Annotated in this window: 22 protein-coding genes; 19 read left to right on the top strand and 3 right to left on the bottom strand. The window is 68.3% G+C overall.

The window, feature by feature from the left end; all coding sequences use genetic code 11:
* Window positions 1-46 precede the first annotated feature (46 nt).
* From HOV77_RS16255 to HOV77_RS16195, 13 genes are all read left to right on the top strand, one after another.
* Window positions 47-1,183 carry a substrate-binding domain-containing protein gene (locus HOV77_RS16255; RefSeq protein WP_290863090.1) on the top strand — a complete coding sequence of 379 codons (1,137 nt, stop codon included), beginning with the start codon at window positions 47-49 and terminating at the stop codon, window positions 1,181-1,183.
* Between the two features lie 358 nt (window positions 1,184-1,541).
* Window positions 1,542-2,786, top strand: a complete 1,245-nt coding sequence (gene urtA, locus HOV77_RS16250) for an urea ABC transporter substrate-binding protein (protein WP_290863088.1) — start codon at window positions 1,542-1,544, stop codon at window positions 2,784-2,786.
* A 75-nt stretch (window positions 2,787-2,861) separates the two neighbouring features.
* Window positions 2,862-3,746 carry an urea ABC transporter permease subunit UrtB gene (gene urtB / locus HOV77_RS16245; RefSeq protein ID WP_290863086.1) on the top strand — a complete coding sequence of 295 codons (885 nt, stop codon included), beginning with the start codon at window positions 2,862-2,864 and terminating at the stop codon, window positions 3,744-3,746.
* Window positions 3,743-4,867: an urea ABC transporter permease subunit UrtC gene (gene urtC / locus HOV77_RS16240; protein ID WP_290863084.1), complete on the top strand. Its 1,125-nt coding sequence runs from the start codon at window positions 3,743-3,745 to the stop codon at window positions 4,865-4,867. Before urtB ends, urtC begins: the two co-directional genes overlap by 4 nt.
* Window positions 4,864-5,625: an urea ABC transporter ATP-binding protein UrtD gene (gene urtD / locus HOV77_RS16235; RefSeq protein WP_290863082.1), complete on the top strand. Its 762-nt coding sequence runs from the start codon at window positions 4,864-4,866 to the stop codon at window positions 5,623-5,625. Before urtC ends, urtD begins: the two co-directional genes overlap by 4 nt.
* On the top strand, window positions 5,625-6,317 hold the full coding sequence (urtE, locus tag HOV77_RS16230) for an urea ABC transporter ATP-binding subunit UrtE (protein WP_290863219.1): 693 nt from the start codon (window positions 5,625-5,627) through the stop codon (window positions 6,315-6,317). Before urtD ends, urtE begins: the two co-directional genes overlap by 1 nt.
* 148 nt (window positions 6,318-6,465) lie before the next feature.
* Complete coding sequence (locus tag HOV77_RS16225; RefSeq protein ID WP_290863080.1) at window positions 6,466-6,768, top strand: urease subunit gamma; 303 nt, start codon at window positions 6,466-6,468, stop codon at window positions 6,766-6,768.
* A complete protein-coding gene (locus HOV77_RS16220) occupies window positions 6,765-7,070 on the top strand; it encodes an urease subunit beta (protein WP_290863078.1) in 306 nt (101 codons plus the stop codon). The genes HOV77_RS16225 and HOV77_RS16220 overlap by 4 nt, the downstream gene beginning before the upstream one ends.
* The gene (locus tag HOV77_RS16215) at window positions 7,067-8,770 is read left to right on the top strand and encodes an urease subunit alpha (RefSeq protein WP_290863076.1); all 1,704 of its coding nucleotides are present in this window, start codon (window positions 7,067-7,069) and stop codon (window positions 8,768-8,770) included. The genes HOV77_RS16220 and HOV77_RS16215 overlap by 4 nt, the downstream gene beginning before the upstream one ends.
* Window positions 8,770-9,429 carry an urease accessory UreF family protein gene (locus HOV77_RS16210; protein ID WP_290863074.1) on the top strand — a complete coding sequence of 220 codons (660 nt, stop codon included), beginning with the start codon at window positions 8,770-8,772 and terminating at the stop codon, window positions 9,427-9,429. Before HOV77_RS16215 ends, HOV77_RS16210 begins: the two co-directional genes overlap by 1 nt.
* Window positions 9,419-10,117: an urease accessory protein UreG gene (gene ureG / locus HOV77_RS16205; protein WP_290863072.1), complete on the top strand. Its 699-nt coding sequence runs from the start codon at window positions 9,419-9,421 to the stop codon at window positions 10,115-10,117. The genes HOV77_RS16210 and ureG overlap by 11 nt, the downstream gene beginning before the upstream one ends.
* Window positions 10,117-10,839, top strand: coding sequence for an urease accessory protein UreD (locus HOV77_RS16200; protein WP_290863070.1), 723 nt, complete (start codon window positions 10,117-10,119; stop codon window positions 10,837-10,839). Before ureG ends, HOV77_RS16200 begins: the two co-directional genes overlap by 1 nt.
* Window positions 10,840-10,932: 93 nt before the next feature.
* A complete protein-coding gene (locus HOV77_RS16195; protein ID WP_290863069.1) occupies window positions 10,933-12,219 on the top strand; it encodes a DUF1343 domain-containing protein in 1,287 nt (428 codons plus the stop codon).
* Window positions 12,220-12,305: 86 nt separating this feature from the next.
* Here the strand turns inward: HOV77_RS16195 and HOV77_RS16190 are convergent, their stop codons facing one another.
* From HOV77_RS16190 to HOV77_RS16180, 3 genes are all read right to left on the bottom strand, one after another.
* Window positions 12,306-12,836, bottom strand: coding sequence for a hypothetical protein (locus HOV77_RS16190; protein WP_290863068.1), 531 nt, complete (start codon window positions 12,834-12,836; stop codon window positions 12,306-12,308).
* Between the two features lie 95 nt (window positions 12,837-12,931).
* Window positions 12,932-13,897 carry a helix-turn-helix domain-containing protein gene (locus HOV77_RS16185; RefSeq protein WP_290863067.1) on the bottom strand — a complete coding sequence of 322 codons (966 nt, stop codon included), beginning with the start codon at window positions 13,895-13,897 and terminating at the stop codon, window positions 12,932-12,934.
* 34 nt (window positions 13,898-13,931) lie between these two features.
* Window positions 13,932-15,353 (bottom strand): PLP-dependent aminotransferase family protein, encoded by a 1,422-nt coding sequence (locus tag HOV77_RS16180; RefSeq protein ID WP_290863065.1) that lies wholly within the window; start codon window positions 15,351-15,353, stop codon window positions 13,932-13,934.
* Window positions 15,354-15,400: 47 nt separating this feature from the next.
* Here HOV77_RS16180 and HOV77_RS16175 point away from each other — a divergent pair, with 47 nt between their 5' ends.
* The 6 genes from HOV77_RS16175 (at window position 15,401) to HOV77_RS16150 (ending at window position 23,610) form a co-directional block, all read left to right on the top strand.
* Complete coding sequence (locus HOV77_RS16175) at window positions 15,401-15,997, top strand: dihydrofolate reductase family protein (RefSeq protein ID WP_290863063.1); 597 nt, start codon at window positions 15,401-15,403, stop codon at window positions 15,995-15,997.
* Window positions 15,998-16,064: 67 nt separating this feature from the next.
* Window positions 16,065-17,102: a LacI family DNA-binding transcriptional regulator gene (locus HOV77_RS16170; RefSeq protein ID WP_290863061.1), complete on the top strand. Its 1,038-nt coding sequence runs from the start codon at window positions 16,065-16,067 to the stop codon at window positions 17,100-17,102.
* A 234-nt stretch (window positions 17,103-17,336) separates the two neighbouring features.
* The gene (locus HOV77_RS16165; protein ID WP_290863059.1) at window positions 17,337-18,689 is read left to right on the top strand and encodes an extracellular solute-binding protein; all 1,353 of its coding nucleotides are present in this window, start codon (window positions 17,337-17,339) and stop codon (window positions 18,687-18,689) included.
* A 59-nt stretch (window positions 18,690-18,748) separates the two neighbouring features.
* Window positions 18,749-19,687, top strand: a complete 939-nt coding sequence (locus HOV77_RS16160; RefSeq protein ID WP_290863057.1) for a sugar ABC transporter permease — start codon at window positions 18,749-18,751, stop codon at window positions 19,685-19,687.
* Window position 19,688: 1 nt separating this feature from the next.
* Window positions 19,689-20,576: a carbohydrate ABC transporter permease gene (locus HOV77_RS16155; RefSeq protein WP_290863055.1), complete on the top strand. Its 888-nt coding sequence runs from the start codon at window positions 19,689-19,691 to the stop codon at window positions 20,574-20,576.
* Between the two features lie 103 nt (window positions 20,577-20,679).
* The gene (locus tag HOV77_RS16150) at window positions 20,680-23,610 is read left to right on the top strand and encodes a CBM35 domain-containing protein (protein ID WP_290863053.1); all 2,931 of its coding nucleotides are present in this window, start codon (window positions 20,680-20,682) and stop codon (window positions 23,608-23,610) included.
* The last annotated feature ends 55 nt before the right edge of the window (window positions 23,611-23,665 follow it).

Genomic DNA, 23,665 nt, shown 5'->3' with positions numbered 1-23,665 from the left:
CAGGAGGGCTCTGGAGATCATGCGTAGCAGCCGGAAGCATGTCGCTATGCGCGACGACTGGGCGGTCGGCGGTCCGGGGACGTCCGGACTGCCGGATCCGCCTGCTCGTCCACCGGCGGAGCTGTGGGACGTGACGAGCGCGACGATCGGTGTGGCCCTGGTCGTGCCACTACGAGGCCCAGCCGGAATCTTCGGGCCTAGCTGCGAGTTGTGCGCTGAACTGGCGGTTGAGCAGGTCAATCGGGCGGGCGGGGTGTTGGGCCGGGAACTGCGGCTCGTGACGGTCGACGGGGGCGCGCCGCCGAACCGAGTCGCCGCCGAAGTCGAGGCGTTGGTGTCCGTCGGCGCTGTGCACGGAGTGACGGGCTGGCACATCTCGTCGGTCCGGCAGTCGCTGGCTCCCCGCATCGCGCATCGGGTGCCTTACGTGTACACCGCGCTCTACGAAGGCGGTGAGCATACCGACGGTGTGTTCCTGACGAGCGAGACGCCGGACATCCAGCTGGCTCCGGCGATGTCGACACTGACCGGGGAACTGGGCTTACGCCGTTGGTTCATCGTCGGCAACGACTACGTCTGGCCCCGCCGAACAGCCGTGGCCGCGCGCGGCTACGCCGCTCGTGGTGAAGCGCGGATCTGCGGCGAGGCATATGTCCCGTTGGGAACACACGACTTCACCTCGGTCCTGCGGCGCGTCGAGGAGTCCGACGCCGACGCGGTGCTGATGCTCCTGGTGGGCAATGACGCCGTGCGGTTCAACCGGGCCTTCGCCCGGAGCGGCCTCGACGGGCGCTGCGTACGCCTGAGCACGCTCATGGACGAGAACATGTTGCTCGGCAGTGGAGTGACGGCGACCAGCGGGCTGTACAGCGCGGCCGGCTTCTTCGCGTCCCTGGTGACGGCCGAGAATCTCGACTTCCACGGTCTGTATGCGCGCCGTTTCGGGGTGGACGCTCCGCCACTCGGCAGTCTCGGCGAGTCCTGTTACGAGGGTGTCCTCCTGCTGTCGGCCCTCATCGAACAGGCGCGGTCGCTGGATGTGCAGGCGATCGGAGCCAGCGCGGGCGCGGTGTCCTACGAAGGTCCCCGCGGCTTGTTGAGATTACGCCGCAGGCACGTCGGCCAGCGAATTTATCTGGCTGAGGCGCGCGGTCTCGAGTTCGATGTGGTCGCTCAGCTCTGACCTTCCACGAGTCGCCTCTTGACAGGCGGTGTCCGACGTCGCAAAAATACTTCCTGCGTGAAGTATTCCGGCTGAGCGAGCCTGTCGTGGCAGGGATTCACATCGCCGCGATCATTGTTGCGCATTCTTTTCGCCGACCATTGGTCGGCTATTTGCATTTGCCCTTCCAATTGCTTTCGAATGAGTTGTCGGAAACGGTGAATTAAGAGCTGCGAAACAGGCTCGAAACGACCCTCTCGGACGCTGACTGTGCCCATTCGACGGTCCCGGCGACCGCAGGGCGCCGCTCCGCAACGAGGCGAGCACCCCTTCGGGCGACTATCGGGAATTGCGCTCCAGCCGGAGCAAGGAGGGTTTCATGACCAGGTTTCGCGGACGCCGCCTCGCGGCATGCGCGGCGATTCTCGTCGCCGCGGTAGCACTCGCGGCGTGCGGGAGCAAGACGGGGCAGAACACGTCCAGCGGCGGGGCGGTCGCCGACACGTCGGGCGACACCGTCAAGGTCGGCCTGCTCAACTCGCTGTCCGGAACCATGGCCATCAGCGAAGTCACCGTACGCGACTCGCTGCTGCTCGCCATCGAGGAGATCAACGCGGCGGGTGGCGTACTGGGCAAGAAGATCGCCCCGGTCAGCGAGGACGGCGCCTCCGACTGGCCCACCTTCGCGGAGAAGGCGGAGAAGCTCATCCAGCAGGACAAGGTGGCCGCTGTCTTCGGCTGCTGGACCTCGGCCAGCCGGAAGGCGGTCAAGCCGGTCTTCGAGAAGAACAAGTCGCTGCTGTTCTACCCCGTGCAGTATGAGGGTCTGGAGCAGTCGCCCTACATCTTCTACACCGGCGCGACCACCAACCAGCAGATCGTGCCGGCTCTGGATTATCTGAAGAGCCAGGGCAAGACCACGATCTACCTGGTCGGCAGTGACTACGTGTTCCCGCGGACGGCGAACAAGATCATCAAGGCGTACGCCGCGGCCAACGGGATGAAGGTGCTCGGCGAGGACTACGCGCCGCTCGGCTCGACCGAGTTCGGCACGATCGTCAACAAGGTCAAGGCGTCCAAGGCCGCCGCCGTGTTCAACACCCTCAACGGCGACAGCAACGTGGCCTTCTTCAAGGAGTACAAGTCGGCCGGGCTGACCGCGGCGAGCATGCCGGTGGTCTCGGTCTCCATCGCCGAGGAGGAGGTCAAGAGCATCGGCACGCAGTACCTCGACGGCCAGCTCACCGCCTGGAACTACTACCAGACCACGGCGGGCGCGGCCAACGACAAGTTCGTCAAGGCGTACAAGGCCAAGTATGGGGCCGACAAGCCCACCAGCGACCCCATGGAGGCCGCTTACGTGGCGGTCTACCTGTGGAAGGCGATGGTCGAGAAGGCCGGCTCGTTCGACGTGGAGAAGGTGAAGGCCGCCGCTGACGGCATCACCTTCGACGCCCCCGAGGGCAAGGTCACCGTGGACGGGGCGACGCAGCACATCTCCAAGACCGCCCGGATCGGCAAGGTCGGCTCGGACGGCCTGATCACCGAGGTGTGGAACTCGGGATCTCCGGTGAAGCCGGACCCGTACCTCAAGGGCTATCCCTGGGCGACCGGGCTGTCCTGATCGAAACCGGCGGCGCGGCCCGGCCGCGCCGCCGGGACCTCGTGTCCTCGTCCCCGCCTGAACGGACCCTCTCCCATGGTCATCCTCAGCCAGCTGTTCACCGGTGTCAGCATCGGCGCGGTACTGCTGCTGATCGCGCTCGGACTGTCCCTGACCTTCGGCCAGATGAACGTCATCAACATGGCGCACGGCGAATTCATCATGGCCGGCGCGTACACCGTCTACGTCTTGCAGCAGAGCATCACCGATGCGGGTCTGTCGTTGCTCGTCGCCCTCCCGGTGGCGTTCGGCGTCACCGGCGTACTCGGGGTGATCCTCGAATTCCTCCTCATCCGCCGGCTGTACACCCGTCCGCTCGACACACTGCTGGTCACGTGGGGCGTCTCGCTGGTTCTCCAGCAGGCCGCCCGCGACGTCTTCGGCGCACCCAACGTCCAGACGCGGGCGCCCGACCTGCTGACCGGCAACGTCCACATCGTCGGTGACCTCGTGCTCGCCACCAACCGGCTGTTCATCCTCGGCCTCGCGCTGGCCGCCGTCGTCGTGCTGTCCGGCGTACTGCGCTTCAGCTCGCTCGGCCGGCGGATCCGGGCGGTGGTTCAGAACCGCGATCTCGCCGCAGTCTCCGGAATTCCGACCGGCCGGGTCGACCGGCTGACCTTCTTCATCGGCTCCGGCGTGGCCGGAGTGGCGGGCGTCGCCCTCACTCTGCTCGGCCCGATCGGCCCGACCATGGGCACGAACATCATCATCGACGCGTTCCTGGTCGTCGTGGTCGGCGGCATCGGCCACCTCAAGGGCAGTGTGATCGTGGCGTTCGTGCTCGGCGTCCTGCAGTCGATGATCGAGTACTCCACGACGGTGAGCGTCGCCAAGGTCGGCGTCTTCATCGCCATCGTGGCCTTCCTGCAGTGGCGGCCCCAGGGGCTGTTCACTCTCCGCACCCGGAGCCTGGCATGATCCGATCGACGTTTTCCAGCGCCTCGTTGCGCGTCTCCGCCGGGTTCGCGGCTGGGGCGGTGCTGCTGTTCGCGGTCGCGCCCGCCGCCTTGTCCGACTTCCGGCTCGGTCTGCTCGCCAAGTATCTGTGCATCGCGATGGTCGCGGTCGGCATCGGCCTGGCCTGGGGCCGCGGCGGCCTGCTCACCTTGGGTCAGGGGGTGTTCTTCGGCCTCGGCGGCTACGCGATGGCGATGCATCTCAAGCTCACCGACGCCGGACCCGGCCAGCTGCCGGATTTCATGCAGTTGTACGGGCAGCTGGACGAGCTGCCGGCCTGGTGGCGCCCGTTCGCCAGCCCGTATTTCGCATTGCCGGCCATCGTGCTGCTGCCGATGATCGTGGCGTTCGGGCTCGGTTCGCTGGTGTTTCGCCGCCGCGTGCGGGGTGCGTACTTCGCGATCTTGTCGCAGGCCCTCGCCGCGGCGATGGCGATCTTCCTCATCGGACAACAGGGAACGACCGGCGGGACCAACGGGCTGACCGACTTCGAGGGCTTCTTCGGCTACGACCTCGACGATCCGATCAACCAGCGCATGGTGTATTTCATCATCGCGGGCACGTTGCTTGCCCTGCTGCTGCTGACGCGTCAGCTGATCCGCAGCCGATACGGCGAACTGCTGGTCGCGGTACGCGACAGTGAGGAACGGGTCCGCTTCCTCGGCTACAACCCGGCGAACGTCAAGCTCGTCGCGTACGTGGTTGCGGCTGGGATGGCCGGCCTGGCCGGTGCGTTGTTCGTCCCCGCCGTCGGCATCATCAATCCGGCGCTGATCGGAATCGTGCCGTCGATCGAATTCGTCATCGGGGTGGCGGTGGGCGGGCGTGCGACCCTGCTCGGCCCGGTCTTGGGCGCGGTCGCGGTGGCGTGGGCGAAGACCGCGTTGTCCGAACAGTTCCCGGCCGCCTGGACCTATCTGCAGGGACTGCTGTTCATCGTCGTGGTCGCCTTCCTGCCCGGGGGACTGGCTTCGCTCATCACGCTGGCCCGGCGCCGCTTTCGGCGTACCAGTGAAGAATCCACGGCCGTCGGCAAGCCGCCGAGCCCGGCCCCCGCGGCGGCCGAGGAGGTGGCGGCGTGAGCGACCAGCTTGCCGGCTTGCGCATCCGCGACCTGCGGGTGGTTTTCGACGGCTTCGCCGCGGTGGACGGGGTGAGCCTGGACATCGGCCCGGGTGACATCCGATTCCTGATCGGCCCGAACGGCGCCGGCAAGACCACCCTGGTCGACGCGGTGACCGGATTGGCCCGGGCGACCGGATCGGTGACGTTCGGCGAGCAGGAGCTGCTCGGGCGGCCTGTGCATCGCATCGCGCGGCTGGGCGTGGGCCGAACGTTCCAGACGGCGACCGTGTTCGAGGAGCTGACGGTCCTGCAGAACCTCGACATCGCGGCAGGAGCCGGGCGCGGCGTGTTCACCCTCGCGCGGCGGCGCAAGGGCGTGCCGCCCGCGGTGAGCGAGGCATTGGAGACGATCGGCTTGACCGGTCAGCGTGACCGGCTCGCGGGCACCTTGGCCCACGGGCAGAAGCAATGGCTGGAGATCGGCATGCTGCTGGTGCAGGACGTCCGGCTGATGCTGCTGGACGAACCGGTCGCCGGGATGAGCCAGGACGAACGCGACGCCACCGGGGAGCTGCTCGGCGTGGTCAGCGCCGACCGCACGGTCGTGGTGATCGAGCACGACATGGATTTCCTGCGGCGATATGCCCGCACGGTCACCGTGCTGCACGCCGGGAAGATCCTCTCGGAGGGCACCGTCGCCCAGGTGCAGGCGGACCCGCGGGTGCAGGAGGTCTACCTCGGACACTCCGCGAGCCCGGCCGGGCGGGAGGCGTGATGCTGCAGATCGATGATCTCCATGTCGGCTATGGGCGTAGCGTCGTCCTGCACGGGCTGTCGATCGCCGTGCCGCCGGCTGCGGTGACGGCTGTGCTGGGCCACAACGGCGCCGGCAAGAGCACCTTGTTGCGAGCCGTCATCGGATTGCTCAGACCGCGGCAGGGCAGTGTGCGCCTCGACGGCGAGGACATCACGCGGCTCGCGCCGCACCAACGGGTCGCCCGGGGCTTGGCCTATGTGCCCCAGGGACAGCAGTGCTTCCCGCACTTGACCACGGCCGAGAACCTCCGCCTGGTCGCGGACGGGCGGCCTGGCGGCCGCGCGTCGATGGCGGAAGCGCTCGATCTCTTCCCGGCGCTGACGGGGCTGCTGTCGAGGCGCGCCGGGCTGTTGTCGGGCGGCCAACGGCAACAGCTGGCGATCGCGCGTGCGCTGATCACGCGGCCCCGGATGTTGCTGCTGGATGAGCCCACCGAAGGCATCCAGCCCACGGTGGTGGCCGAGATCGAGCGCATCGTGCTGGCCGTGGCGGCGCGCGGTGACACCTCGATCCTGCTGGTCGAGCAGCACATCGGTTTCGCCCTGGCGGCCGCCCGCGAATATCACGTCCTGGCGGCCGGTCGGGTCACCTCGGCAGGCCGCGGCGGCGAGCAGGCGCAGGCCGCCGTCCGGCAGGCACTCACCGTCTGACCCCTCCTTAATCTCGTTGATCATGAACTAGCGGTCGTTGTCGACCGGCGTGTCGCGTCCCCCAGTCCCTGATCAACTCCGCAACGGACTGATCAACAAACCGTCCTCCGCCCACACCGTCTTCACCGTCTGATCTGGAGTCCGACTCGTGTTTCTGACCCCGCATGAGCAGGATCGGCTGCTCATCCACGTCGCGGCCGACGTCGCCCGGCGGCGGCGCGACCGCGGCCTGCGGCTCAACCATCCCGAGGCCATCGCGGTGATCACCGCCTTCCTGCTGGAAGGCGCCCGAGACGGCGAGACCGTCGTCGACCTGATGGCGGCCGGGCGGCAGGTGCTCACCCGGGACGACGTGCTCGACGGCGTCCCCGAGATGCTGAAGGAGGTGCAGGTGGAGGCGACGTTCCCGGACGGCACCAAACTCGTGACGGTGCACCACCCCATCGCATGATCCCCGGGGAGATCCTGTTCGCCGAGCAGCCGGTGCCGATCAACGCCGATCGCCCGGTCACCACGCTGACCGTGACCAACACCGCCGATCGGCCGGTGCAGGTCGGCTCGCACTATCACTTCGCCGAGGCGAACCCCGGTCTGGCGTTCGATCGCACAGCGGCGTGGGGGATGCGGCTGGCCGTGCCGGCCGGCACTGCGGTGCGGTTCGAGCCCGGTCTGACCCGGGAGGTCGACCTGGTGCCACTCGCCGGCCTGCGAGTCGTCCCCGGGCTGCGCGGAGAGTGCGGAGGCACGTTGTGAGCCTGATCGATCGGCGGCGGTACGCCGCGCTGTACGGACCCACGACCGGTGATCGCATCCGGCTGGCCGACACCAACCTGCTCATCGAAGTCGAAGCCGACTACTGCGCGGGCGGCGATGAGGTGGTGTTCGGCGGCGGAAAGGTCATTCGGGAGTCGATGGGCCAGTCCCGGGCCACCCGTGCGGAGGGAACGCCGGACTCGGTCATCACCGGCGCAGTCATCGTCGACCACGGGGGCATCGTCAAGGCCGACGTCGGCGTACGCGACGGCCGCATCGTCGCGATCGGCAAGGCAGGCAATCCCGACACCATGGACGGTGTGCATCCCGGCTTGGTGATCGGCCCGTCCACCGAGATCATCGCGGGCAACGGCAAGATCCTCACCGCGGGAGCAGTGGACACGCACGTGCACCTGATCTGCCCCCAGGTCGTCGCCGAGGCCCTCGCAAGTGGAGTGACCACCTTGGTCGGCGGCGGTGTCGGCCCGGCGGAGAGCAGCAAGGCCACGACGGTGACGTCCAACGCCTGGCACCTGGCCCGCATGCACGAGGCGCTGGACGTCTGGCCGGTCAACATCCTGTTGCTGGGCAAGGGCAACACCGTCTCCGAAGAGGCGATGTGGGAACAGCTCCGCGCCGGAGCGGGCGGTTTCAAACTGCACGAGGACTGGGGCACGACACCGGCTGTCATCGACGCCTGTCTCCGGGTCGCCGACGCGTCGGGCGTGCAGGTCTCCATCCACACCGACACGTTGAACGAGGCGGGGTTCGTGCAGGACACCCTCGCCGCGATCGGCGGCCGGGCCATTCACGCGTACCACACCGAGGGCGCGGGTGGCGGTCACGCTCCAGACATCATCACGGTCGCCGGGCAGCCCAACGTCCTGCCGTCCTCGACCAATCCAACCCGGCCGTACACCCGGAACACCCTGGCCGAGCACCTGGACATGCTGATGGTCTGCCACCACTTGTCGCCGTCGATCCCGGAAGACCTGGCGTTCGCCGAGAGCCGCATCCGGCCGTCCACGATGGCCGCCGAGGATCTGCTGCACGACCTGGGCGCGATCTCGATCATCGGATCCGACTCGCAGGCGATGGGCCGGGTCGGGGAGGTCGTGCTGCGTACGTGGCAGACGGCACACGTGATGAAGGCGCGCGTCGGAGCACTGCCCGGCGACGGGGCGGCCGACAATCTGCGCGTCCGCCGGTACGTCGCCAAGTACACCATCTGCGCGGCGATGGCCAACGGGCTGGAGCAGGAGATCGGCTCGGTCGAGCCGGGCAAGCTCGCCGACCTCGTGCTGTGGGACCCGGCCTTCTTCGGCGTACGCCCGCAGCTGGTGATCAAGGGCGGGATGATCGCCTGGGCGCAGATGGGCGACGCGAGTGCCTCGATCCCCACACCGCAGCCCATCCTGCCCCGGCCGATGTTCGGCGCATTCGGCGTGGTGCCGGCGGCGACGAGCATCTCCTTCGTCGCCCCCGCAGCGATCGATGCGGGACTGGAGTTGGACGTCCGCCGGCGGCTGGCGCCGGTCGCCGACGTACGCTCCCGGGGTAAGGCCGATCTGCCGCTCAACGACGCGATGCCCCGGATCGAAGTGGATCCGGACACGTTCACGGTCCGGATCGACGGCGAGGTGGTCGACCCGGAGCCGGTCACCGAACTGCCCATGGCCCAGCGGTATTTCCTGTTCTGATGGACACGACGCTGCTGCTGCTCGCGGACGGGCGCTTCCCGGCGGGCGGCCACGCGCATTCCAGTGGACTGGAGGCCGCGGTCGCCGCCGGCCGGGTCGCCGGACTCGCCGAGGTCGAGGCGTTCCTGCGGGGACGATTGACCACCGCGGGTCCGGTGGCCGCCGCGTTCGCCGCCGCGGCGTGCCAGGGAATCTCGCCGGCCGTGCTCGATGTCGAGCTCGACGCGCGTACGCCGTCACCGGCGGCCCGCCTGGCGTCTCGACGGCAGGGCCGGGCCTTGTTGCGAGCCGGCCGTGCCACCTGGCCGTCGGCGCGCTACGACGACGTACCGCACCACCCCGACGGCTGCCATCAGCCGATCGCGCTCGGCCTCACCGCGGCCGCGGCGGGGCTCACCGCTGAGCAGACCGCGCTCGTCGCCGCGTACGGCGTGCTCACCGGGCCGGCCAGTGCGGCGGTCCGCCTTCTCGGCCTCGATCCCTATCAAGTCCAGGCCATGCTGGCCCGGCTGGCCACCGCCTGCGACGAGATCTCGTCGGACGCGGTGGCCGCCGCGGCCGGCGGTCCACCGTCCGACCTGCCGTCGGCCAGCGCTCCGTTGGCCGACATCCATGCCGAAACCCACGCCACCTGGGAGGTGCGTCTCTTTGCGTCCTGATTCGCCGCACGAGCACGACGACGTTCCGCACGGCCACCCACATCCGTCGGCCGACCCGCACGCACCGCTGCCGGCCGACGCCCGGGCGCTGCGCATCGGCATCGGCGGTCCGGTCGGCTCCGGCAAGACCGCGCTGGTCGCCGCGCTGTGCCGGGCGTTGGGCGGTGAGCTCCGCCTGGCCGTCGTCACGAATGACATCTACACCACCGAGGACGCCGACTTCCTCAAGCGCAACGGCGTCCTGCCGCCGGAACGGATCCGGGCGGTCGAGACCGGGTGCTGTCCGCATACGGCGATCCGGGACGACATCTCCGCCAACCTCGACGCCATCGAGGAACTGGAGGCGGCCCTCGGGCCGTTGGACCTGCTATTGGTGGAAAGCGGTGGGGACAATCTGACGGCCACCTTCAGCAAGGGCCTCATCGACTTTCAGATCTTCGTCGTCGACGTCGCCGGTGGTGACAAGGTTCCCCGGAAAGGCGGTCCCGGAGTGACCACTGCCGACTTGCTCGTGGTCAACAAGACCGATCTGGCTCCGCTGGTCGGCGCTGACCTGTCCGTCATGGAGCGCGACGCGCGCGCCCGCCGTGGTGAGCTGCCGACGGTCTTCCTCTCGATCGCCGCTGACCGGCAGGCGACTCCGGTCGCGGACTGGGTGCGCGGGCTCGTGGCCGCGGCCGTCCGCTGATGCGGGCGTACGCCCGAGTCACGGCCCAGGCCGTCAAGCGCGGCGGCGGCACGGTTCTGACCGAGTTGCGCGGGGATAGCCCCCTGTTGCTGCGGCGTACGCACGACGAAGACGGAATCGTGACGGTCCACTTGGTCGGCGGGGCGGCCGGGCCGCTCGGTGGGGATGAGCTGCGCCTCGACGTGGTGGTGGGATCGGGCGCGGCGTTGCGGCTGCGGAGCGTGGCGGCGTCGATCGCGCTCCCCGGCCGGGCCGCTGCCCCGTCGCAGTTCACGGTGACTGCGCGGGTGGCTTCCGGCGGATCGCTCCAGTGGCTCCCCGAGCCGACGGTCGCTGCGGCGCGGTGCCGGCACAACGCGTACGCGTCGATCGACGTCGCCGAGGAGGCCGATCTCCTGTGGCGAGACGAGCTGATCTGCGGCCGGTACGCCGAGACACCCGGCTCGCTCACCATGTCGACATCGGTCGCCTACGCCGGAGCCCCGCTGCTGCGCCAGTGCCTGCGAGTCGGGCCGGACGCCGACGGCTGGGCCGGGCCAGCCGTGCTCGGCGCGGCCAAGGCGACCGGGTCGCTGCTGCAGGTCCACCCCGGCATCTCGGCGGGCGGGCCGATCGTCCTCGGCCCGACTGCCGTCCGCACCCCCCTTCGCGGGCCGGCCACGCTGACCACTGTGGTGGCCGACGACGCGCATGCCCTGCGGGCGTACTTGGGTCGCAGGTGACCGCTCCGGACCGCGATGAAGATTAGCTTCTTGACCGGATGGTGAGCTGTAGGTAACTTTCGCAGGATCGCAGCCCGACTGGTAGGAGGAACCTTGCAGCGCAGAACTCTTCTCGCCACCGGTGCCGCAGGCGCCCTGGGCGCGGCGATGACGGCGGCCGAACCGGCCGTCGCAGCACCGCCGGCCCGCCGCGTCGACACCGGGCTTGACCGCCTCGTCGCCGATGACTTCGCCACTCTCGCCGGCCACAAGGTCGGCATCCTGTCCAACCCGACGGGCGTCGACTCCGACTACCGCCATCTCGTCGACCTCATCCACGAATCCGGCCGCGTCGACCACCTCGCCGCGTTCGGGCCCGAGCACGGGTTCCGCGGCTCGGCCCAGGCCGGTGGCAGCGAGGGCACCGGGATCGACGCGCGTACCGGCATCACCGTGTTCGACGCGTACGGCGCCTCGCAGGCGAAGTGGGCGCAGATGCTGACCGCGGCGGGCGTCGACACGCTCGTCTTCGACATCCAGGACGTCGGCGTACGCTTCTACACCTACATCTGGACGATGTACACCTCGATGGTCGCGGCGGCTCGCCTCGGCCTTCGCTATGTCGTCCTCGACCGGCCGAACCCGATCGGCGGCAAGGCATACGGCCCGCTGATGACCGCGCCGTACACCTCGGGCGTGGGGCTGAAGGAGATCATCCAGCAGCACGGCATGACCGTCGGCGAACTCGCGCGCTACTTCAACTCCGTGTTCCTGCCCACCGAAGCCGGTCGCGCGGTCGACCTCGAAGTGGTGGAACTGCGGCACTGGAAGCGCACGATGTTCGCCGCCGATCTGGACCTCCCCTGGGTAATGCCCAGCCCCAACATGCCCACCCCCGACACGGCTCTGGTCTACCCGGGGACCGGCCTGTTCGAAGGCGTTTCGTCCATTAGCGAGGGTCGCGGAACGACGCGTCCCTTCGAGCTCATCGGTGGCCTCGCGACCGACTTCGACTACCACTGGTCCGACCGGCTCAACGCCCGCGACCTGCCCGGAGTGCGGTTCCGGGAGGCGTACTTCGTCCCGACCGTCGCCGGGCAGCATCCGCCGATGCTCAACCAGCTCTGCGCCGGAGTGGAGGTCAAGGTCGTCGACCGGGCGGCGTACGACCCGATCCGGACCGCTGTGGCGATGCTCGTGGAGGCCCGGAAGTATCCCGCGTTCGCGTGGCGGTACGACTCGTACGATCCCATCCGCCCGTACTGGGTCGACAAGCTCACCGGCTCGACCCGGCTGCGCACGATGATCGACGCTGGTGCGGACGTGGACGACGTGGTCGGCGCGTGGTCCGGCGAACTGGCGGCGTTCGAGCGCCAGCGCCAGCCGTTCCTGCTCTACTGACAGCCTCTTTGACCGCCAGATCACGGATATCCATGCCAAAGCGGTCCATGATCGCATGGATATCCGTGATCTGGTGGTAGTGCGCTTCAGCTGCCCGTGATCGCGAGGACGATCGCGCCGATGCCCAGAGGCACGTCGAGGACGATGCAGAACTCCGCGAGCGATCGGGCCACGACCTGGTTGCGGCGATAATGGATCACATCCCAGACGGCGTGCGCGGCCAGCGCGACGCCCGCCAGCGCCAATCCCAGGCGCGGCGACAGGACGAGAGCAGCCCAGACCAGGCCGCCGTACCCCACGAACGCGGCCGTCTGCCACGTCAGTGCGGTTCGCGGAACACCGCCCACGACGCCGACCGCGACCAGGATCAGCGCGGTGAGCCCGACACCCGACCACCAGGGAAGTCCGGCGAGCTCACTGACGACGACGACCACGCTGCCGCCGAGAATCCCGGCCCACGCCACCCACGGCCGCCCCAGCGCGGCCGCGCCCAGATAACAAAGCAACGCGACGCTCAAGGTCACGGCGACCGTCTCGCGCTGCACGCCGGTGCCGAGCTGGAAGACGGCGGCGGCCAGGCCCACTGCCGCCGGCCAGCGATGTCCGAGGTTCTTCATGATCGCCAGGGTGGCGACAGCCCATGGCCCGCGTCGAGGTCACAGCGGGTTCATGTCCGTTATTTTGGTACGCGTGGCGGCGTACCCGTCGTCGGTCAGCCAGTGGTGGTCTGCGTCGCCCGGAAGTGCGCCGGGGAGACGCCGTAGCGCTGGGCGAACGCCAGCCGTAGCGTTTCCGACGATCCGAAGCCGCAGCGGCGGGCGACGGCGGTCAGCGGCAATCCGGTGGAGGTGAGCAGGTTCGCCGCCGCCTCGGTCCGAACCCGCCGTACGTAGCGGCCGGGTGTTTGTCCGATGTGTTCGGTGAACAGACGGTTCAGATGGCGTTCGCTGACGCCCGCGTACGCCGCCAGTCCGGCGCTGGACAGATCACCATCCAAATTGGACGCCACGTGATCGGCGATTCGGCGTACCAGATGATCACCTGGCGGCGGAGGCGCGGTGAAGATGCTCATCTGGGCCTGGTTGCCGGGGCGCTGGAGATAGGTGACCAGATGGCGCGAGACGGTCCGGGCGACCTCGGGGCCGTGATCTTCCTCGATGAACGCGAGCGTCATGTCGAGCGCGCTGGTCACCCCGGCGGCCGTGCAGACCCCGCCGTCGCGGATGTAGATCGGGGCCGGATCGACCGTGACCTGCGGATATCGCGCGGCCAGCTGTGCGGCGAACCCCCAATGCGTGGTTGCTCGCTTCCCGTCGAGCAGCCCGGCCGCCGCGAGCACATGCGCGCCTGTGCACACCGAGGCCACCCGGCGGCTCTCCTTGGCCAGCCGCCGGACGTGCCCGACCAGCCGCGCGTCGGCCGCAGCCTGTTCATGGCCCAGACCACCGCTGACGATCAGGGTATGCACGGGGCCGGTGAGCCGTTCGAGCGGCTGCTGGCCGGTCAACGCCAGACCGGAGTGCAACGCGATGGATCGACCACCTGGCGTGGCGATCACCTGCCGATACGGCGTTCGCGCGCCCAACTGCCCGGCCATGGCGAATGCGGTGGTCACACAGGCGATGTCGAGCAGCTCCGCGTGGTCGTACGCGACGGTCACCACGACGTGCTCCCTCACGCCGACGATCGTACGCAGCCGGTGTGACACACCTTCAGCGTGGCTGCAGGAGGTCGGCGACGGTCTCGACGCCTTCGGCGATCGCGGCCGGGGTGAGGTTGCCGAACCCCAGGACGAGCTGCGCGGGTCCCCGGCGGCTGCCGAAGAGGTACGCGCTCATCCCGTAGAGTCCCACGGACCGTTGCCGGCCGGCCGCGATGACGGCCTGCTCGGCGGGGTCGGCGGCTTCGCCGGTGCCGGTCGGGAGCCGGGCGACCGTGTGGAATCCGGCCGCCAGCCCACTCAGTTCGACGTCAGGGGCGTACCGTCGCATCGCCTCGACGAGAGCCGTACGCCGGGCGGCGTAGCGCTGCCGCATGTGCCGCAGATGCCGGTCGTAGTGGCCGCTTTCCAGCAGGTCGGCGAGGGCGAGCTGGTCGATGACCGGGGAGCCGCGATCGAGGAGTTGCTTGTAGTGCGCGACGGCCGCAGCGAGGTGCGGTGGGCTGAGAATCCAGCCGAGTCGCAGCGCCGGTGCCAGGGACTTGCTGACCGAGCCGACGAGCGCCACTTGGTGCGGGGCCAGGCCTTGGAGAGCTCCGACGGGTGCGCGGTCGTAGCGGAACTCGGCGTCGTAGTCGTCCTCGATGACGGTCGCGTTCCGAGTGGTTGCCCAGGCGATGAGTGCCTGCCTGCGATCCGGGGCGAGCAGCACTCCGGTTGGGGATTGGTGAGTCGGCGTCAGCACGACGGCACGCGCGTCGGTGGCGGCGAGCGCTTCGACGTCGACGCCGCCCTCGTCGACCGGTACGCCGACGACGCCGAGTCCCAGCATCTCGGCGATGGCGCGTTGATCGGGGTCGCCGGGATCTTCGAAGGCAACTGTGCGTACGCCGCCGTCCATCAGCGCTCGGAGCACGAGGTGGAGGCCTTGGGCGTACCCGGCGCAGACGACGGTGTGCCCCGGATCGGCGGCGGCCCCTCGAACTCGCCGCAGGTATGCCGCCAGCACCTCGCGTAGCGTCGGATCGCCATAGGGGTCGAGGCTGCCGAGCAGGTCGCTCGGTGCTTCCCGGCAGGCCCGGCGCAGGGCGCGGCTCCATTGCTCGCGCGGGAAACTCGACAGATCGGGTATGCCCGGACGGAAGTCGATCCGGACGGGTTCGGTGGGCGGACTGGGCGGAAGCCCTACCGAAGACACCTGCGCTGTCGCGGCCACCCGAGTGGCTGAGCCGCCTTGGGTGACCAGGTAACCCTCGGCTTGCAGTTGCGCATAGCACTCGGTCACCAGCCCACGGGAGATGCCGAGATCGCGAGCCAGCGCGCGGGAGGAGGGCAGTCGCTCGCCGGTGCTCAGGCGGCCCGCCCGGATGCTCTCGCGCAGGGCGCGTTCGAGTTGGTCTCGCAGGGGCTCCGGTCGATTTCGATCGACGTTCAGCAGGAGCTCCGGCCCCGAACCGGTCCACTCGATCGGCATGAAACTGGACCTTACCGCTGGACCGGTCGGCGCTCTACCGTCGGTGTATGACGAACAGTACGGGCAGCATCGTGGTCAGCCTGAGCATGTCGCTGGACGGCTTCAGCGCCGGGCCCGACGTCGCCGTCGAACGTCCGATGGGCGAGGGCGGCGAACGGCTCCACGAATGGCTCTTCCAGGGCGACGCCGATCCCAGCGGGGTGGACACCCGAGTGGCACAGGAGCTGTCCGCAGTGACCGGAGCGGTTGTGCTGGGCCGGCGTACGTTCGACGTCGGCGTGGGCTTGTGGCAGGACACCCCGTTCCCCGTGCCCTCCTTCGTGCTCACTCATGAAGTACGCGAACAGCAGCAGATGAAGTCGGCGGCGTTCACCTTCGTCACCGACGGCATCGGCAGTGCGCTTCGGCAGGCCAGGGCGGCGGCCGTGGACAAGGACGTCCTCGTCATGGGCGGTGCGCGTACGGCGCAACAGGCCATCGCCGCCGGGCTCGCCGACGAGATCCAGATCCAGCTGGTGCCCGTGTTGCTCGGCTCGGGCGTCCGGCTGTTCGACCAGTTGGGCACCGAGCACATCGAGCTGGAACGCACGCGGGTGCTCGGCTCGCCGCACGTCACGCATCTGCGGTTCCGCGTCCGGCGTTGAGCGATCACTTACGAAGTCTTGCAGAAGCTCTGTCGTTTTTTGCATGGATCGTTGTACGCTCACCGGCGTGGCGACGAGACTTTCTGCGGTGGCGAAGTTCGCCGGGGTGTCCGAGGCGACCGTGAGCCGGGTGCTCAACGGCAAACCCGGCGTCTCGCAGGCGACCCGGGACACCGTGCTGACCGCCCTGGACGTGTTCGGCTTCGCCCGGCCCGAGCCGGTACGCGCCGAGCGGGCCCGGCTGATCGGCTTGGTGCTGCCCGATCTGCAGAACCCGATCTTCCCGGCGTTCGCCGAAGTGCTGGGCGTCTCGCTGATTCAGCGGGGTCTCGTGCCGGTGCTGTGCACCCGGACCGCCGACGGCGTCTCCGAGGCGCACTACATCCAGATGCTGCTCGCCCAGCAGGTCGGCGGGATCGTCTTCGTCGGAAGCAGCTATGCCGACGCCGGTCCGGAGCAGTGCCGTCAGCTCGTCGAGCGCAAACTGCCCGTCGTCCTGATCAACGCGGCCGACGAGAACCTCGGCGTGGCCCAAGTCTGCGTGGACGACGCCGCCGCCGCGGAGCAGGCGCTGGTCCACCTCACCGGGTTGGGGCACGAGCGCATCGGCCTCATCCTGGGCCCCAGTGGCCATGTGCCGTCGGTCCGCAAGCTGGCGGGCTTCGGCCGGTTCTGGCAAGCGCGGGGCGAGCGGCGCTGGCGAAGCTGGGTGGATCACACCGTCTTCAGCGTCGAAGGAGGGCGGCTGGCCGCGACGCGCCTGGTCACCGCGGGAGTGACCGCGCTGGTCTGCGGCAGCGACGCACTCGCGCTGGGCGCCGTCCGGGCGGTACGCCGGCTGGGGCTGGAAGTGCCGCGTGACGTGTCCGTCGTCGGCTTCGACGACTCGACGTACATGGCGGTCACCGATCCGCCGCTCACCACCGTCCGGCAGCCCGTACGCGCCATGGCGACCGCCGCGATCTCGTCGTTGACGGCGCAGCTCGACGGCCGTCCGCTACCTGGCGGCGCGGCTGGTCACGAGGTCTTGTTCGAGCCGGAGCTGATCGTCCGGGGGACGACCGGGCCGGCCCCGGTCGACCGGACGCTCGCATCAGCACATTGACCCATCTGAAAAATGCAAGGCTGTGCAAACGGATGACAGTCAGGTGCGAAGTTTTTTGCGCTAACCTCTGGACTTCCCAGCGACGCGGTCCCTATTCTTCTGCCTACGCCATCGCCGTGTAACCGGCGGGCGACAAACAGGAAACGCGCAGTTGACAGCCGTCGTGTCCAGGGCATCGACGGCAGCCGTCGGGCGGGCATGGCGCCCGGGTAGGTGCGTACGAAGGGACTGCAAATGAAGCGACGCTTGCTGGGCAGATCGGTGGCGCTGGCACTCGTGGCCGGGGTCGCGCTGACCGCGGCCGCGTGCGGCGACAGCAAGGACGAGGCCACCGGCGGGCCGGTGACCATCACCGTCAACGGCATGCCCCCGGCGACCGAGGCGTCCAACCGGGCCAACTTCGAGGCAGACGTCAAGGCGTTCGAGGCGAAGTACCCGAACATCAAGATCGACGCCAAAGAAGGGTTCATGGACCCGAAGACATTCGCCGCGAAGCTGGCCGGCGGTCAGCTTGAGGACGTCTTCTACGTCTACTTCACCGACCCGCAGTCGCTGATCGCCAAGCGGCAGGTCGCCGACATCACCTCGTATCTGAGCGAGTTCCCGAACGTCAAGGACGTCAATCAGGATCTGATGAAGGTATTCAGCGACGGAGCCGGCAAGGTCTACGGGCTGCCGTCGGCGAACTACTCGCTCGGCCTGGTCTACAACCGCACGCTGTTCACCAAGGCCGGCCTCGACCCCGACAACCCGCCGAAGACCTGGGCCGAGGTGCGTGAGGCGGCCAAGAAGATCACCGCGCTCGGCGGCGGGATCAACGGTTACGGCGACTACAGCAAGTCCAACACCGGCGGCTGGCACTTCACCGCCGAGCTGTACTCCGTCGGCGGGGACGTCGCGGTGAAGGACGGCGACACGTGGAAGGCCGCCTTCAACAACGACAAGGGCAAGCAGGTCCTGCAGCAACTGCACGACATGCGGTTCGTCGACAAGACCATGGGCGAGCGCCAGCTGCTCGAGTACGCCGACCTGCTGCAGAACATGGCGGCCGGCAAGCTCGGCATGTACGTGGGCTCGCCGGACAACATCCCCACCATCGTCAAGCAGTACAAGGGCAAGTATGAGGACTACGGGCTGACCGCCATCCCGGACGGCCAGGGCACCCTGGGCGGCGGCGACGGCTTCATGTTCAAGGCGGGCCTGAGCGCCGAGAAGATCCGCGCCGGTCTGACCTGGCTCAACTTCAAGACGGTCAACCCCGACCGCATCGCCTCGGACAACGAGCGGGCCAAGGGCAAGGGCGAGCCGGTCGGCCTGCCGCAGCCGAACATCTGGACCGGTGCGTCCGAGCAGAAGTGGGTCGACGCGACGGCCAAGTTCGCCAACATCCCGGCGCAGAACTTCCAGCCCTTCGTCGACGGCAGCAAGACCATCCCGCTGAAGCTGGAGCCGCCGAAGGCGCAGGAGATCTACGCCGCGCTCGACACGGTGATGCAGAAGGTGCTGACCGATCCCAACGCCGACCTCGGCAAGCTCCTCTCCGACGCGGAGAAGCAGGTCAACACGATCCTCGCGACCGTCAAGTGAGACACCGCCCCGGGTCGCGCAGCGGCCCGGGGCCCACAACCGAGGCGAAAGGCACCCCGATGACGATCACCGCCACCCGGCCTGGGCGCGTCACCGCGCGAACGGCGGGCGCGGGCCGGCGGCCGGGCCGCTTGCGCCGCAAGCTCGCCGACAACCTCCAGGCGTACGCCTTCCTGACGGCCGGTCTGCTGTGCTTCGCGGTGTTCTCCTGGTACCCCTTGGTACGCGGGATCGTCCTGTCGTTCCAGCAGGACAACTTCGTCACCGACCCGATCTGGGTCGGGCTCGACAACTACCGGGCGGTGCTGTCGGACCCGCTGTTCTTGACGGCGTGGAAGAACACCTTCGAGTTCACCGGGCTGGCCCTGCTCTTCGGGTACGCCATCCCGTTCGTCCTCGCCCTGGTGATCAACGAGTTCAGGCATGCAAAGGGGTTCTTCCGATTCGCCGTCTACCTGCCGGTGATGCTGCCGCCCATCGTCAGCGTCCTGTTGTGGAAGTATTTCTACGACCCCGGCTCGGGCCTGTTCAACTCGTTGCTGTCGAGCGTCGGGCTGCCCACGTCACAGTGGACGCAGTCCCCGAAGATGGCGATGATCTCCCTCGTTCTCGTCTCGACCTGGGCGAACATGGGTGGCACCGCGATCATGTACCTCGCCGGGCTGTCGACCATCCCGGGCGAACTGTACGAGGCGGCCGAGCTCGACGGCGCGAGCGTGTGGCAGCGCATCCGGCACGTCACCATCCCGCAGATGCGCTTCCTGATGCTGGTCCTGCTGCTGTTGCAGATCATCGCGACGATGCAGGTCTTCATCGAGCCGTACCAGCTCACCGGCACGACCAGCCCGGACACCATCACCGTGATGATCCTGATCTACCGGTACGCGTTCACGGTCAACAACGACTTCGGCCTGGCAGCGGCAATGAGCGTACTGCTGTTCGTCGTGCTGGCCGCGTTCTCGGCGCTGTACCTGCGGCTGACCCGGAAGGCCGACTGACATGAGTTCTTCGACCCGAACCCTCGTCTCCGACGCCGACCTCAACCGTGGCCGCGGGCGGGTGATCTACCGGATCGTGCTGGCGGTCATGGCGATCCTGTTCGTCGCCGTCTTCTTCTTCCCGCTCTACTGGATGATCACCGGGGCGGTGAAGTCTCCGGTCGAGCTGGCCCAGCCGGTGCCGACCCTGTTCCCGCACAGCTGGCATCCGGAGACCTTCGCCGACGCCTGGCAGAAGCTCGACATCGGCCACTTCCTGCTCAACACGGCGTACTACGCGGTCGGCGGCTGGCTGATTCAGATCATCGTGGACGTCGCGGCGGCGTACGCCCTGTCCAAACTGCGGCCGGTGTTCGGCGGCGTGGTGCTCGGCGGCATGCTGGCGAGCCTGATGCTGCCCGCCGCGGCGCTGCTCGTACCATCCTACCTGACCGTCTCCGACGTGCCCGTGATCGGCGTGAACCTGCTGAACACACCGTGGGCGCTGTGGCTGCCCGGAGCGGCCAACGCCTTCAACATCTACGTCCTGAAACGGTTCTTCGACCAGATCCCCGACGATTTGCTGGACGCGGCGAGCATCGACGGAGCGGGCCGGTTCCGTATGTTGTGGAACGTCGTACTGCCGCTGTCGCGGCCGGTCCTCGCCGTCGTCTCGATCTTCGCGATCATCGGCTCCTGGAAAGACTTCCTATGGCCGCTGCTCGTGCTGCAGGACCCGCAGGCGCAGACGTTCAGCGTGGCGCTGAGCCGGCTGGCCTTCACCGGATACGTGACGCAGAACGAGATGTTCGCGGGACTCGCCATCGCCAGCATCCCGATGGTGATCATCTTCATGATCTTCCAGCGCAGCATCCTCAACGGACTGTCCGCCGGAGCCCTCAAGGGCTGACGGCACGAACCGAACGTCATCAGCCGGTCCGGGCCAGCCCGGTCGGGCCGGCCGATGACGCCCACGGGGGACCACACCCACCCCTTCCGAAGGGAGCACAGCGATGAAGCTGCACCGTCCCGCGCTCTTCGCGGCGTTTGCGGCGGCCGCTCTGACCGCGGCGGGCATCCTCGCCGCCAGCGCCGCGAGCGCCGGCTCCACCACCTATCAGGCCGAGTCGGCCGCGCTCTCCGGCGGCGCGGTCGTGGCGACCGACCATAGTGGATATACCGGCTCCGGATTCGTCGGCGGGTACACCGACGCCAACAAGGGCAACGCGGCCACGACCTTCACCGTGAACGCGGTGACTGCGGGCGGTTATCAGCTCGCGCTCCGGTACGCCAACGGCACCAGCGCCACCATGACGCTGTCCCTCTACGTCAACAACGTCAAGACCGGGCAGATCTCGTTGCCCGCCACGACGAACTGGGACACCTGGGCGACGCGTACCGACACGGTCACCCTGCCGGCCGGTTCCAGCAGCATTCGCTACAAGTTCGACTCAGCCGACTCGGGCAACGTCAACCTCGACAGCCTGACCGTCACCGACGTCCCGGCCGCACCCGCCGGACAGTATGAAGCCGAGTCGGCGACATTGTCCGGGGGAACGGCGATCGCGACCGACCACAGTGGATATACCGGCTCTGGATTCGTCGGCGGGTACACGGATGGCAACAAGGGCACCGCGGCCACGACCTTCGCGGTGAACATCGCCAATGCGGGCTCCGCCACCGTCACCGCCCGGTACGCCAACGGAACCGGTGGCGCGATGACGTTGTCGATCTACGTCAACGGAGCGAAGGTTCGCCAGACGACCTACCCGGCGCTGGCCAACTGGGACACCTGGGGGACCGTCGCCGAGGCGCTGACCTTGGCCGCAGGCGCGAACACGATCGCGTACAAGTTCGACACGACCGACTCCGGCAACGTCAACCTCGACAACATCACCGTCGCCGGGGCGAGCCCGACCCCGAGCGGCAGCCCGAGCCCGACCAGCAGCCCGACTACGCCGCCGTCCGGGCAGGCGTACGAGGTCGAGTCGGCCTTCTTCTCCGGCGGAGTCACGACGGCGACCAGCGTCTCCGGCTACACCGGGACCGGATATGTCACCGGCTTCACCGCCGTCGGAGCGCGCGTCATCCGTACCGTCAACCTCCCGAGCGCGGCCACCGCTGCGGTCACCCTCCGGTATGCGAACAGCACCGGTTCGGCGAAGACGCTGAGTGCGTACGTGAACGGGGTGAAGGCCGGGCAGATCTCGCTTGCCGCCGGTTCGGGCTGGCTCACCGCGTCGCAGAACCTCGGGCTGCGCGCCGGCCTCAACCTCATCGGCTACCAGTACGACAGCGGCGACTCTGGTGGCGTACAGCTCGACAACGTCACGGTCGCCGGTGGAGCCGCGCTCGCGACGCGCGGCGCGACCGCGCCCTACACCGAATACGAAGCCGAAAGCGGCAGCACCAATGGCGTCGTCCTCGGACCCGACCGCACCTACCGCACACTCGCCTCGGAGTCGTCCGGCCGCCGCTCGGTACGCCTCGACAGCGCGGGCAAGTACACGCAGTTCACCTTGACGAAGGACGCGAACGCGATCGTGGTCCGGGCGTCGATCCCCGACAACGCCTTGGGCACCGGCATTACCGCTCCACTGGCCGTGTACGCGAACGGCACGAAGATCACCGACCTGACGCTGTCCTCGAAGTACAGCTGGGTTTATGGCAGCTACCCGTTCCCGAACGACCCCTTGCTCGGCGGCGGACACCGGTTCTTCGACGAGACCCGGGCGCTGCTGGCCGCGACGTATCCAGTCGGGACAGTGCTGAAGCTTCAGAACGACGGCAGTACGCAGATCACCGTCGACCTGCTCGACACGGAGCTCGTGGCTCCGGCGTACGCCGCCCCCGCCAACTCGGTCGACGTCACCGCGTACGGAGCGACCTCGGGTTCGGGCGACGACACGACGGCGTTCACGAACGCGATCAGCGCGGCCAAGTCGCAGGGCAAGAGTGTGTGGGTGCCGGCCGGCACGTTCGACGTGACGGCTCGGGTGTCGATCGACAACGTGACGATCCGGGGCGCCGGGATGTGGCACACCACCATCCGGGGCAGCGCGGGCAAGGGCGGGTTCATCGCCACCGGTGGCAACGTTCAGCTCGCCGACTTCACCATCGCCGGAGATGTCACCACCCGGGAACCCGACGGTGCGGACAACACCGACGCGGCTATGCGGGGCAGCTTCGGCACCGGTTCGCTGATCCACAACGTCTGGGCCGAGCACACCAAGGTCGGGCTCTGGGTCAACGCCGCCGATGGGCTTTACGTCGTCGGCGTACGCGTCCGCGACACCTTCGCCGACGGCATCAACCTCAATGACGCCGTCAGCAACACCCGCGTCGACCAGAGCGTGTTCCGCAACACCGGCGACGACGCGATGGCGATGTGGTCGCACACCTCGTCGGTCACGAACAGCGCCTTCACCTTCAACACGGCCGCGCTGCCGATGCTGTCCAACACCGCCGCGATCTACGGCGGCAACGGCAACCGGATCGAAGACAACCTGTTGTCCGACACGGTTTACACCGCTACCGGCATCGCGATCAGCACGTGGCACGAGGCCCAGCCGTTCTCGGGCACGACGTCGGTGCAGCGCAACACGATCACCCGGGCCGGTGGCTGGAACACCGACTGGGCCAGCAGCCAGGGCGGCCTGTGGATCTACGCCGAGTCCCGGGACATCACCACTCCTGTCCTGGTGAAGGACGTCGAGATTCTCGACAGCACCTACCAGGGCCTGCTCATGAGCTGGCAGAAGAACATCACCAACCTCACCCTCGACCACGTCACGATCTCCGGCGCCGGCACCTACGGCATCGAGATCTCGGCGTACGGCAGCGCAGCGGTCAGCTACGTGACCGTCAGCGGAGCCACTTCCGGCGGGCTCAACAACACCAGCGGCTACACGCTCAACCGTGGCGCCGGAAACAGCGGCTTCTAGGCCACATCCAGCTCGTTGATCATGAACCTAGGTACTGCGACACACCGTCGACAAC

It is taken from the genome of Hamadaea sp., assembly GCF_013362815.1.
Taxonomy (GTDB): Bacteria; Actinomycetota; Actinomycetes; order Mycobacteriales; family Micromonosporaceae; genus Hamadaea.
The sequence above is the reverse complement of the archived record's forward strand: the minus strand, read 5'-3'. Positions and strand labels throughout refer to the sequence as shown.